Source organism: Pseudomonas edaphica (genome assembly GCF_005863185.1).
In the GTDB taxonomy this organism is placed as follows: domain Bacteria; phylum Pseudomonadota; class Gammaproteobacteria; order Pseudomonadales; family Pseudomonadaceae; genus Aquipseudomonas; species Aquipseudomonas edaphica.
This window is the reverse complement of record NZ_VBVZ01000150.1, coordinates 1-12,029: the sequence shown is the minus strand read 5'-3', so window position 1 is coordinate 12,029 and position 12,029 is coordinate 1. Positions and strand designations below refer to the sequence as shown.

The 12,029-nt window shown below is 61.7% G+C and carries 9 protein-coding genes; 7 read left to right on the top strand and 2 right to left on the bottom strand.

Annotation, left to right across the window (positions count from 1 at the left end; all coding sequences use genetic code 11):
• Positions 1 to 138: 138 nt before the first annotated feature.
• The 5 genes from FEM54_RS12220 to FEM54_RS12200 all read left to right on the top strand — a co-directional run bounded on the left by FEM54_RS12220 (position 139) and on the right by FEM54_RS12200 (position 5,927).
• On the top strand, positions 139 to 888 hold the full coding sequence (locus tag FEM54_RS12220) for an SDR family NAD(P)-dependent oxidoreductase (RefSeq protein ID WP_138451092.1): 750 nt from the start codon (positions 139 to 141) through the stop codon (positions 886 to 888).
• 13 nt (positions 889 to 901) lie between these two features.
• Positions 902 to 1,198, top strand: coding sequence for a hypothetical protein (locus FEM54_RS12215; protein WP_017136312.1), 297 nt, complete (start codon positions 902 to 904; stop codon positions 1,196 to 1,198).
• On the top strand, positions 1,195 to 2,169 hold the full coding sequence (locus FEM54_RS12210; RefSeq protein WP_138451089.1) for a CobW family GTP-binding protein: 975 nt from the start codon (positions 1,195 to 1,197) through the stop codon (positions 2,167 to 2,169). Before FEM54_RS12215 ends, FEM54_RS12210 begins: the two co-directional genes overlap by 4 nt.
• Entirely contained in the window at positions 2,166 to 3,341 is a 1,176-nt protein-coding gene (locus tag FEM54_RS12205; protein ID WP_138451087.1) for an ABC transporter substrate-binding protein, read from the top strand. Before FEM54_RS12210 ends, FEM54_RS12205 begins: the two co-directional genes overlap by 4 nt.
• 249 nt (positions 3,342 to 3,590) lie before the next feature.
• A complete protein-coding gene (locus FEM54_RS12200) occupies positions 3,591 to 5,927 on the top strand; it encodes a putative bifunctional diguanylate cyclase/phosphodiesterase (protein WP_138451085.1) in 2,337 nt (778 codons plus the stop codon).
• Between the two features lie 163 nt (positions 5,928 to 6,090).
• Here FEM54_RS12200 and FEM54_RS12195 read toward each other — a convergent pair whose 3' ends face one another.
• Both FEM54_RS12195 and FEM54_RS12190 read right to left on the bottom strand, forming a co-directional pair.
• A complete protein-coding gene (locus FEM54_RS12195) occupies positions 6,091 to 8,508 on the bottom strand; it encodes a glucose/quinate/shikimate family membrane-bound PQQ-dependent dehydrogenase (RefSeq protein WP_138451083.1) in 2,418 nt (805 codons plus the stop codon).
• Between the two features lie 470 nt (positions 8,509 to 8,978).
• The gene (locus FEM54_RS12190) at positions 8,979 to 10,997 is read right to left on the bottom strand and encodes a TonB-dependent receptor (RefSeq protein ID WP_138451081.1); all 2,019 of its coding nucleotides are present in this window, start codon (positions 10,995 to 10,997) and stop codon (positions 8,979 to 8,981) included.
• A gap of 204 nt (positions 10,998 to 11,201) precedes the next feature.
• Between FEM54_RS12190 and FEM54_RS12185 the strand changes: the two genes are divergently transcribed.
• Both FEM54_RS12185 and FEM54_RS12180 read left to right on the top strand, forming a co-directional pair.
• A complete protein-coding gene (locus FEM54_RS12185) occupies positions 11,202 to 11,435 on the top strand; it encodes a VF530 family protein (protein WP_010212838.1) in 234 nt (77 codons plus the stop codon).
• 4 nt (positions 11,436 to 11,439) lie between these two features.
• Positions 11,440 to 12,029, top strand: a 590-nt coding sequence (locus FEM54_RS12180) for a Pr6Pr family membrane protein (RefSeq protein WP_138451079.1), incomplete at its 3' end; no start/stop codon positions are given.

Genomic DNA, 12,029 nt, shown 5'->3' with positions numbered 1-12,029 from the left:
CTATTTGACTGGCCAAAGCATCGTCATCGACGGTGGTTTAACCGTGCGCTGGCCCGACTGACGGTACTCGATCTAAACATGTGGGAGCTGGCAAGCCAGCTCCCACAGGAGACCGTGTTTGCCTTAGGAGATTTGTGTATGTCTCAATTGAACAACCGCCGCGCCGTGATCACCGGCGCCGGCAGCGGCATCGGTGCCGCCATCGCCCGTGCCTACGCCGCTGAAGGCGCACGCTTGCTGCTGGCCGACCGTAACGCCGCCAGCCTCGCCGAAACCGCGATCACCTGCCGCAACCTCGGCGCCGAGGTGGTCGAGTGCCTGGCCGATGTCGGCAGCGTTGAAGGCGCCCAGGCCAGTGTCGACCGCTGCGTCGAGCACTTCGGCGGCATCGATATTCTGGTCAACAATGCCGGCATGCTCACCCAGGCACGCTGCGTCGACCTTTCCATCGAGATGTGGAACGACATGCTGCGCGTCGACCTCACCAGTGTATTTGTCGCCAGTCAGCGCGCCTTGCCGCACATGCTGGCGCAGCGTTGGGGCCGCATCATCAATGTGGCCTCGCAACTGGGTATCAAGGGCGGCGCCGAGTTGACCCACTACGCCGCGGCCAAGGCTGGGGTGATCGGCTTCACCAAATCCCTGGCGCTGGAAGTGGCCAAGGACAACGTGCTGGTCAATGCCATTGCGCCCGGCCCGATCGAGACGCCGTTGGTGGGCGGCATCAGCGAAGACTGGAAACGCGCCAAAGCTGCCGAGTTGCCCCTGGGCCGCTTTGGCCTGGCCGATGAAGTGGCGCCGACCGCCGTACTGCTTGCCAGCGAGCCGGGAGGCAACCTGTTTGTCGGCCAGACACTCGGCCCGAATTCCGGCGATGTCATGCCATGAGTGAGGTGTAACCATGTGCGGACTCTGCGGCTTGCTCGGCGAAGACTTGCACTGGAGCGACCCCTTGGGCGATGAACTGCCCAGGCGCCGTGAGCGTCTGCGCCGCATTGCGGCGATCAATCAAGTGCTGGCGGTGTTCCGACTCAAGGTCGAAGACTTCCAGGGCGCGTCCTACCTGTTGTTGGGCGCGACCGGCAAACAGGCATTGGCCAGTGGCCTGGATCAACTGTGGCAGGCGGCGGAGACCATGCTCGGGCGCCCGCTGGACCCGCTGGACCCGCGTTTGCTCGATCATCTGGAGTCGTCATGAGCATCGCCCTTAATGTCATCACCGGCTTTCTCGGCAGCGGTAAAACCACCTTGCTCAAGCGTTTGCTGCAAGGCGAAAGCCTCGGTGATACCGCCCTCTTGATCAATGAATTCGGTGATATCGGCATCGACCATCTGTTGGTGGAAGAGGTCGCGCCAGACACCGTGTTGCTGCCCAGCGGCTGTGTGTGCTGCTCGATTCGCGGCGAGTTGAAAGACGCGCTGCTCGGCCTGTTGCAACGCCGTGAGCGCGGTGAGATCCCGGCGTTCAAGCGCGTGATCCTGGAAACCACCGGCCTGGCCGACCCGGCGCCGATCCTCGCCACCCTGAATAACGATGTGCAACTGCGTGGGCGTTTTCATATTGGCCTGGTGATCACCTTGGTGGATGCCAGCTACGCCCAATTGCAAGAGCGCCTGCACCCGGAATGGCTGGCCCAGGTGGCGGCGGCGGATCGTTTGCTGCTGAGCAAAACCGACCTGGCCGGCGATTGCACCGCGCTACGGGCACACTTGCGGGCATTGAATGCCGGCACGCCAATCCTCGATACCCATGCGGTTCACAGCGGCGACCAACTGTTGCTCGGTGAGGGGTTGCGCAGCGCCGAGCCTTCGGTTGAAGTCAGCCGCTGGCAACTGCACCACACCACCACGGCGAGCCACGGCGCTGCCCAAGTCTGCTGCCTGACCTTTGAGCAGCCGCTGGATTGGGTGGGCTTCGGGGTGTGGTTGTCGATGCTGTTAAGATGCCACGGCGAACGAATCCTTCGCGTCAAAGGACTGCTTAACGTGAACGCAAGCTCGGCCCCCATTGTTATCCATGGCGTGCAGCATTGCCTGCATGCTCCGGTGCATTTGCCTGCATGGCCAGGCACCGACCGCCAGTCACGCCTGGTGTTTATCCTGCGCGGTCTCGACCCGGCGTTGTTGCAGCGCTCCTTTGACGTGTTCTCACGGCGGTTCGTGGCATGATCACATTGCGTGTCCTCGGTACTTCCGTGACCTTGCTGGAATGCCTGCGCGTGCGCGCCGAGCAAGAGCTGGGCATTCGCCTGGTGTACCAGGTACACGATGTGGAGCAGGCCCAGCGCATTGCGGTGATGCAACCCGAGAGTTACGACCTGTACGACCAGTGGTTTCACAACGTCGACTTCGTATGGCCGGCGCGGGCGATCCAGCCCATCGACACACGGCGTATTGCGTTGTGGCATGAGATCAATGACCTGCCCAAGCGCGGCCGGCTGTCGGCCAGCGACCGCCTGGGCAGCGGCAGCGTGCCCAGTGAGCGCCTGTTCGTGCAGCACGACGGCAGCCTCGGCAGCACGGTGACCGAGCGCATCAGCATGCTGCCGCTGACCCACAACGCCGATAGTTTTGCCTACCGCCCCGAGCGTTTGCCCGATGGCTTCAGCCACGGCAATGAAAGCTGGGGCTGGCTGCTCGACCCGGCCTGGCGCGCGCGTACCGCGTTGCAAAGTGACTCGGCGATTGGCGCGCTGGATGCCGCGCTGGCCGTGCAAGGCGCGGGGCTGGCGCAGTTCAAGGACATCGGCAATATGAGCATCGAAGAGATCGATGTGCTGGCCGACATCCTGGTGCGCAAGCAGAAGGAAGGGCACTTCGCCGCGTTCTGGTCCGATGATGAAGAAGCCGCGCAGTTGATGCTCAGCCCAAGCATCGATATCCAGAGCCTGTGGTCGCCGACCTTGATGCGCCTGCACCGTGCGGGGGTGAAGTACCGGTTGGCGGTGCCGCGTGAAGGCTATCGCGCCTGGTTTGGCGGCTTGTCGTTGTCACGCCATGCCCAAGGCCCGGTGTTGGATGCGGCGTATGCCTATCTCAATTGGTGGTTGTCCGGCTGGCCGGGCGCGGTGATGGCGCGCCAGGGTTACTACATCGGCAACCCGGCGCGCACCCGCGACCATTTGAGCAGCGCCGAGTGGGATTACTGGTACGCGGGCCTTCCGGCCCGCGAGGAGTTGCCGGGCAGCGATGGGTTGCCGTTGATCGACATCGGTGACGTGCGCGATGGCGGTTCCTACGAGCAACGCATGGGGCATATCGCGGTGTGGAACTCGGTGATGGATGAGCACAACTACTTGGTGCGCCGTTGGGGGGACTTTATGCGCGCGCGCAGCGTTTAAGCCGGATATTTCCCACGCTCCGCGTGGGAGTGCCGCCCCGGACGCTATGCACGCCTTTACCGCCAATAAAATGACATTCAAGTCCCCGCCCCAATTGGGTGTACTTATCCCAAGTCCCAGCTAATCTGCTAAAACCAAATATTCAGTTTAAATGGATGTTTTTTTGACGCCAGATCAGCTTCGTCAGGGATGCGTATGACCAAGGAACCCAGTGGCACAGAGAGGCGAACGCGGCCGCAGGGTTCGGCCATGCAGTGGCGCCACACGTTCCAGACCCGTATCGCCGGGGTGCTGGCGCTGTTGTTGCTGGTGGTGGTGGCGGCCACTTACTTTGCGGTCAAGGCTGCTACCACTCGTACCGTGGAGAACCAGGCCCAGGTTCAGCTCAGTACCGGCATCCAGGTCTTTGAGCGCCTGTTGGACCTGCGCGGGCGTCGCCTGCAATACGGCCTGGACTGGCTGACGGCGGACGGCCCTTTCAAACAGGCAGTGATCGACGCCAAGGCTGATTCGATCCTGACTGCGCTGCGCCGGCATGGCACCGGTATCCACTCCACCGAGGTGTTTGTCCTCGACCTGGATGGCAAGGTGATGATCAGCACCTTGCCGGTGTTGGTACAGGGCGCGGTGTTTCCTTATGAGCAGGCCTTGCGCCATGCGCGGCGCAGTGGCCAGCAAATGTTCATCGTCGCCATGGACGGGCAGCCGTATTTGCTGGTGCAGGATGAAGTACTCGACCCGGAGCCCATTGCCCGCGTGGTCATGGGTTTCCCCATGGACAAGTTGTTCGCCAATGAATTGCGCTCCATGAGCAACCTTGAAGTGTCGTTCCTTGGTGAGCAGGACGGCCTTGTCGGCCAGTTGTTCAGCACCCAGCCTGAAGCCTATCAAGACACCGTCATCAGCCTGATGCGCGAAAGCCCTCCCAACCCTGAGGCGCAGATCAATGTGTTTCACGGGCAACGTGCACTGAGCCAGGTGCTGCCGCTGGCCAATACCGGCGATGGCGATCAAGTACGCGTGTTGCTGCAAAGCCCGCTGGACCATGCGCTGGAATCCTTTGCGCCGCTGGACCGGCAGTTCCTCGGGATTGCCCTGGCGGTGCTGCTGGTGTCATTGGCGGCGGCGTTGTTGCTGGCGCGCCGTGTGTCGCGCCCGCTCACTGCCTTGGTGGAGGCCGCTGAACGCATTGGCGCCGGTGACTACCGCACGCCAGTGCGGGTGCGCAGTCATGACGAATTCGGCTTGCTGGCCCGTGCCTTCAACGCCATGCAAAGCGGCATCGCCGTGCGCGAGCGGCAACTGGCGCATAACGCCTTGCATGATCCGCTCACCGGCTTACCCAACCGCGCCTTGGCCATGGAGCGCCTGGGCAGTGCGATCAGTGCGCGGCGGCCAGTGGTGCTGCTGTACCTGGGGATCGAAAACTACCGGGTGATCAACGAAGGGTTTGGCCCTCAGGGCGTCGAAGAAATGCTGCGTGAAGCCAGCCGGTGTTTGTCCATGAGCCTGTTGGCCAGCGACACCGCGGCGCGCATCGCTGGCAGTGAGTTCCTGCTGTTGCTGGAAAACACCGAGATCGACCGCGCCGTGGCCCGCGCCGATCGCCTTTACGGGCTGCTTACCGAACCCCAGCGTATCGGCAATGACGAAGTGCGCCATGAAGTCAGCATCGGCATCGCCGCGTACCCCACCGACGGTCAACAGGTCGAAGAGTTGATCAGCCGCGCGGCCATTGCCAGGCATGATGCGGCGAGCCTGCCGGGGCATTTGCAGATCTACCAGCAAGACCGCGACCTTGCACACCAGCGCCAGATCACCCTGATCCGCGACCTGCGCCGGGCGGTGGTCGAGGGCGAATTGTTCCTGTGTTACCAGCCCAAGCTCGACCTCAGGCACGGCCATGTGCGTCAGGCAGAAGCCTTGCTGCGCTGGCAGCATCCGACCCTTGGGCAGGTGTCGCCCACCGAATTCATTCCATTGGCCGAGCGCACCGGCAGCATGGGCAGCCTGACCTTGTGGGCAATCGAGGAAGCCATCCGCCAAATGGCCGAGTGGGCGCAACGGGGTTTGCACCTGCAACTCTCGGTCAATATCTCGGTGGATGATTTGGCTGATGATGACTTGGCCATACGCGTCACCGCCTTGTTGATGCAGTACAAGGTCTCGGCCGACCAACTGATTTTCGAGATCACCGAAAGCGCGATCATGCATAACCCGCAACAGGCCCTCAGTGTGCTGGAGCAACTGCGTGGCTGCGGCATCAGCCTGTCGGTGGATGACTTCGGCACAGGCTATTCATCGCTGGCGCAATTGCAGCGTTTGCCGGTGCAGGAATTGAAGATCGACCAGTCGTTTATCCGCAACCTCGACAGCGCCAGTGGCGACGGTGTGATCGTGCGTTCGACCATTGAAATGAGCCACAACCTGGGGCTCAAGGTGGTGGCAGAGGGCGTGGAGTTTGAGCCCAGCCTGAAGTTGCTCAGGCAGTGGAAGTGCGACACGGCGCAGGGGTACTTGATCAGTCGGCCGTTGAATGCCATGGCATTTGAAATGTGGATGCGGCGCGAGCGGATGGTGTTGTAAATCGTGATCTCCAGGCATTCCTGTGGGAGCTGGCTTGCCTGCGATGGCGGTTGGGCAGACGACCTGAGTGTTGAAGCCGTGCTCGGTCAAAATGGTTTCCAGCAGGGCATAAAAAAGGCGGCTACCCATCAGGTAGCCGCCTTTGTTTTACCGCCGGTTCAGCTTAATCCGGCAGTTTGAACGCCATCACATAGTCACCCTGTTTGGTGCCCAGCGAGCCGTGACCGCCGGCCATGACCAGCACGTACTGCTTGCCGTCCTTGCCGGTGTAAGTCATCGGTGTGGTCTGCGCGCCTGCAGGCAGGCGGCCTTCCCACAGTTGCTTGCCGTTTTTCACGTCATAGGCACGCAGGTACTGGTCGAGGGTGCCGCTGAGGAACGCGACGCCACCGGCGGTGGTGAACGTACCGCCCAGGCTAGGCACGCCCATGGTCAGCGGGATCGGAACCGGCGAGCTGTCGCGCACGGTGCCGTTCTTGTGCATCCAGATGGTCTGGTGGTTGGTCAGATCGACCGCCGCCACATAACCCCACGCTGGCGCCTGGCACGGCAGGCCCAAAGGCGACAGCAGTGCTTCGAGGATCACGCCATACGGCGCGCCTTTGTTCGGCTGCACGCCTTCGGTTTCGCTGACGCGTGGGCCTTGCTTGGCAATTTCGGCCGCCGGGATCAGTTTCGATTTGAACGCCATGTAGCTTGGGTTCACGAAAGCGATCTGGCGAACTGGGTCAACCGAGATACCGCCCCAGTCGAACACGCCGAAGTTACCCGGGTAAACGATCGAGCCTTGCAGCGATGGCGGGGTGAATGGGCCGTCGTAGCGCATGGATTTGAAATCGATGCGGCACAGCATCTGGTCAAACGGGGTCACGCCCCACATGTCGCGTTCTTTCAACGGCGGCGGCATGAAGTTGAGGTCGGACTTCGGCTGGGTCGGCGAGGTGTGATCACCGGCCACTGCGCCTTGCGGTACAGGGATTTCGTTGATCGGCACCACCGGCTTGCCGTTGCTGCGGTCCAGCACGTAGATGCTGCCTTGCTTGGTCGAGGCCATGACTGCTGGCTTGACGCCGTCAGCGGTCTTGATGTCGATCAGCGAAGGCTGGCCGCCCACGTCCATGTCCCACAGGTCATGGTGGGTGAACTGGAAGGTCCACTTCACGTGGCCGCTGTCGATGTCCAGAGCGGTCAGGCCGGCGCTGTATTTTTCCGAGTCTTCGGTACGGTCGCCGCCGTATTGGTCAGGCATCTGGTTGCCCATCGGCAGGTAGAGCATGCCGAGTTTTTCGTCGACACTGAACATGGACCACATGTTCGGCGAGTTGCGGGTGTAAGTCTTGCCCTCGGCCAACGGGGTGGTGTCGTCCGGGTTGCCGCTGTCCCAGTTCCACACCAGTTTGCCGGTGTGTACGTCGAACGCGCGGATCACGCCGCTAGGCTCGTCGGTGGAGACGTTGTCGGTCACGTGACCGCCGATCACGACCAGGTTCTTGGTCACGGCCGGTGGCGAGGTGGAGTAGTAACCGCCTGGAGCGAAGCTGCCGATGTTGGCACGCAGGTCGACCTGGCCTTTGTCACCGAAGTCTTCGCACATCTTGCCGGTGTCGGCGTCGAGCGCGATCAGACGGGTGTCGGCAGTCGGCACGAAGATGCGTTTAGGGCAGACAGCGCTGACAGGTGCAGTGCTGGCGCTGCCGGTAGGGCTTTGCGCGGAAGCGTAGACGGCGTCATCGTGATACGACACGCCACGGCAGGTCATGTGCGCCCAACCTTTGAAGTTCGCGGCACCCTGGCTGCTGATCTTCGGGTCGAAACGCCAGATTTCCTTGCCGGTGTCCGGGTCCAGGGCAATCACCTGGCTGTGCGGCGTGCACACATAGAGCATGCCGTTGACTTTCAGCGGGGTGTTTTCTGCGGTGGTTTCACCGGGATCGCCTGGGCCAGGGATGTCACCGGTGCGATAGGTCCACGCCGGCACCAGCTTGTGGGCGTTTTCCGGGGTGATCTGCGCCAGAGGCGAGTAACGATCACCGAAGGCCGAGCGGCCATAGGAATTCCAGTCGCCATCGGCCTGGGCCGGTGCAGTGCTGGCCATGCCAGGCGCGGCGTCGCGGTCCAGTTGGCCGGTCTTGACCATCTCACCCGGGTTGGTGAATTGGCTGGCCAGGGCGGCAGCGCCCGCCAGCACCAAGGCTACGCTCAGCGCGCCAGTGCCCAGCGGCGCGGGTTGGCCACGCAGCAACGGACGGCGAAACCACGGCAGCAGCAAGACGATGCCCAAGGCGAACAGCAGGGCCAGGCGCGGCACCAATTGCCACCAGTCCAGGCCGACTTCCCACAGTGCCCACACGGTACTGGCGAACAGCACCAGTGCGTACAGGCCCAGCGCTGCGCGGCGGGTGGCCAGCAGCAACACGCCGGTGAGGGCGATGCCGATACCGGCCAGCAGGTAGTACAGCGACCCGCCGAGCATGCTCAGCTTGACGCCGCCAGCCAGCAAGGCCAGCCCCATGATCAGCAGCAAGACGCCTAGCAGCCTGGGCAGCAGGCGGCTTGGGCTTGAAGCACCATCAGTGCTCATAGTGTGTTTCTCCGTGACGTTGGAATTATGTAACCCCGTGCTTCACTGTAGATGACGATTCGGCGCGGGCTTGGTTCAGCGTTAAATTGGGTTTTTCTGGGGATAAGTCGGTTATCCACAGGCGGGCGATTGAACCCCACGCGCGGGTCGGTTTAAGACAGCGCTGTCTTTAAGGCAGGGAATATTCGGCAAGATGGGATCGACCGCAGGCGTGAAACGTTTCAGTTTGTTGCGGCAAGGATAAAGCGCCTTCTCATTTTGAGAAAGCGTAATTAGAGAGATGCATCATTTCAGATCTGGTAACAGTGACAGAACGTCGCTGCAAGAATGCCTGTAAAGCCTGGCTTCTGTGGGAGCTGGCTTGCCTGCGATAGCGTCACCTCGGTACCCCAGGGAAACTGCGGTGATGCTATCGCGGGCAAGCCCGGCTCCCACAGAAGCCGGTTACTACAGGAGGATTGTGCTGCTGTTTAGAAGGTGGTGCGCACGCCGAACTGCACGCTGCGCCCAGGCGCCGGGGCGATATCGCGCAGGATCGAGCTGGCATAACGCACGGTCTGGTTGGTGAGGTTTTCGCCATTGACGAACGCCAACCACTGGCTGCCACCCACATTGAAGTGATAACCGGCGCTGGCGCCCAAGGTGGTGTAGCCGTCGGTGCCGCTTTCGTTATCCGGCACACGCCCTTGGCCCGCGGCGTGTTCCACGTCGATCCGCGCCTGCCAGCGGTCCAGTTCCCACAGCAAGCCGCTGTTCAAGCGCAGAGGCGCAATACGCGGCAAGGCTTCGCCCGTGTCCAGGTTGGTGGCGCGGGTGTAATCGCCCGACAGCTCCAGGGCGAACTTGCCGTAGGCGCTTTCGCCCAACTTCCAGTGATCCTGGGCTTCGAAGCCGGCGAAACGTGCGCGCACACCGGAATATTTGTATTCCGGGATACCGCCCGCGTCTTCTTCGCCTTCATCGTTCAGCGTGCGCCCTGTGCCCAGCAAGCCGATGTAGTTGGAGAAGCGGCTGTAGAACACGCCGAAACTGCCTTTGTGCGTGCCGTTGTCAAAGCGCAGTGCCAGGTCGCTGGACACGGCTTTCTCTTTCTTCAGGTTGGCGTCACCCAACTCGTAAGTGCCGGTGGCGACGTGGGCGCCGTTGGCGTACAGCTCGTAGAAAGTCGGTGCGCGCTCGGTGTAGCCCAGTGTCGCGGCCAGCGACCAGACCGGCGTGAGGCTGTATACCGCGCCGGACGACAGGCTGCCGGCGGTAAAGTCATTGGATTTATCGGCACCGGCAAAGCGCGCATTACCCTTGGCATTCGGGTCGACATTGGTGTGTTCCACACGCCCGCCAAGGCTGAGCTTGAGACGCTCGGTGGCCTGCATCTCTTCGAGAATAAACAGCGCGCCGGCGTTGGTGTCGGTCTGCGGTACAAAGGCCTCTTCACCCAGTGCCGAGAACTCATTGCGCGTCACTTGGGCGCCGACCACACCCTCGAACGGGCCGAGCGGCTGGTGGCGCGCTTCAACGCGGGCTTCATAGCCCTTGTTCTTGAAAATGGTGCCGGTTTCGCCGCCTTCGATTTCACGGTGCTCGTAATCGGTGTAGCCCGCGTCAAGTTTCACCGAGCTAAACGGGCCTTGCAGGTTGCGGATCTCGGACGCAAAGGCGTAGTGATCCTGCTTCATGCGGATGCGCACATCTTGCTCGGCGGGTGAACCGTAGTTGCTGTCATAGTTGCTGTAGGACAGCCCGGCATAACCGTCGTCCCAGGTGTAGGAACCGCCGACCGCGCCGCCATCCTGACGCCCGTCGCTGTTGCCCAGTCGACCATTTTTGCCGGGGCCATCCTCGGTCTCCGGGGCATGGCGGCTGCGGGCCTGGCCTGGGATTTTGAGGTCGTTGAATTCCCGCGCGTTCGCGTCCAGGTGCAAGGCGAAGGTGCCGTTGCCGGCTTCCAGTTTACCGGCGCTGCTGCGGGTGGTGTTGGCGCCGCCGTAGCGCAGTTCACCGGCACCGTGGATGCCTTCGATGGCTTCTGTGGGAATACGGTTGTCGAAGGTGTTGACCACACCACCGATGGCGCTGCCGCCGTAGAGCAAGGCTGCCGGGCCACGTACGATTTCGATGCGGTCGACGTTGATCGGGTCCAGGGGCACGGCGTGGTCATAGGACAGCGACGAGGCATCCAGTGCACCCACGCCGTTGCGCAGGATGCGAATGCGGTCGCCATCCTGGCCACGAATGATCGGGCGGCTGGCGCCTGGGCCAAAGTACGACGACGACACGCCTGGCTGCTTATTCAGGGTTTCGCCGAGGCTGCCTTTTTGTTGCAGGGTCAGGTCATCGCCTTCCAGCACCGTGGTGGGCGAGGCGAGTTGTTCGCTGCCCAAGGGGTTGCCGGTAATGACTTGGGGTTGCAGTTCCAGGGCGTGGGCTTCGGAGCCGATCAACAGGGCGGCGGCAAGCGGGGTCAAGCGCCACAGAGTAGAGAGGGACATCAAACATTCCTTGGTAAAAGGCACAGAAAAGAGAAGGCTTAAAACGGTATCGATTTTGATAAGTATCGTTACAATATAACATCACTTTTTTGCCTGAAAAGGGGAACTTTTTTCCAGGGGCTATATTCAATGCAGTGCTTCCACCTCTACGCCCCGTCGGCTAAGGTGCGCGGCTGTGTTTCCTCTTTTTGCAAAAGGCCTGGCATGACCGCGACAAGCAACGACCCACTTCACGGCGTGACCCTGCAGCACGTCCTCACCACCCTGGTGGAACACTACGAATGGAGCGGTCTGGCCGAACGCATTGATGTGCGCTGTTTCAAGAGCGACCCCAGCATCAAGTCGAGCCTGACATTCCTGCGCAAAACGCCGTGGGCGCGGGAGAAAGTCGAAGGTTTGTACGTCAAGCTGATGCGTACCAAACGCCCGCTGGATTGAGGCCATGAAGCGGTATGTGGCCACGGCGGCGCTGGCTGGCTGGACAGGGCTGGCGATTCAGCAATACTTGATTTTCTATTCGCGCTGGGAGGCCGGCGCGAGCCTGTTGGGCGGGCTGATCAACTTTTTCAGTTTCTTCACGGTGCTGACCAACACCCTGGTGGTCGTGGTGTTGAGCTATGCGCTGGTCAATCGCGAGTCGGCGGCAAAACGTTTCTTCCTGGCGCCCGCTGTCAGTAGCGGTATTGCCGCGAGCATCGTGGTCGTGAGCCTGGCCTACAACCTGTTGCTCCGACATTTGTGGAGCCCCACCGGCTTTCAATTTATCGCCGACGAGTTGTTGCACGACGTGATGCCGCTGCTGTTCGTGATCTATTGGTGGCGGTGTGTGCCCAAGGGCACGTTGCACTTCAAGCACATTGGCGGGTGGGTGATTTACCCGCTGGTGTACTTCGGCTATGTGCTGCTGCGCGGGCATTTGCTGGGGCAGTATCAGTACCCGTTCATCGATGTGGACAGCCTCGGTTATCCACAGGTGTTTGTGAATGCCGGGGGGATTTTGGCGGGGTTTGTTGGGATTGCGTTGGCGGTGGT

Coding starts and splice junctions, on each gene's coding strand:
- FEM54_RS12220 (WP_138451092.1), top strand. CDS start 139: ATGTCTCAATTGAACAACCGCCGCGCCGTGATCACCGGCGCCGGCAGC.
- FEM54_RS12215 (WP_017136312.1), top strand. CDS start 902: ATGTGCGGACTCTGCGGCTTGCTCGGCGAAGACTTGCACTGGAGCGAC.
- FEM54_RS12210 (WP_138451089.1), top strand. CDS start 1,195: ATGAGCATCGCCCTTAATGTCATCACCGGCTTTCTCGGCAGCGGTAAA.
- FEM54_RS12205 (WP_138451087.1), top strand. CDS start 2,166: ATGATCACATTGCGTGTCCTCGGTACTTCCGTGACCTTGCTGGAATGC.
- FEM54_RS12200 (WP_138451085.1), top strand. CDS start 3,591: ATGCAGTGGCGCCACACGTTCCAGACCCGTATCGCCGGGGTGCTGGCG.
- FEM54_RS12195 (WP_138451083.1), bottom strand. CDS start 8,508: ATGAGCACTGATGGTGCTTCAAGCCCAAGCCGCCTGCTGCCCAGGCTG.
- FEM54_RS12190 (WP_138451081.1), bottom strand. CDS start 10,997: ATGTCCCTCTCTACTCTGTGGCGCTTGACCCCGCTTGCCGCCGCCCTG.
- FEM54_RS12185 (WP_010212838.1), top strand. CDS start 11,202: ATGACCGCGACAAGCAACGACCCACTTCACGGCGTGACCCTGCAGCAC.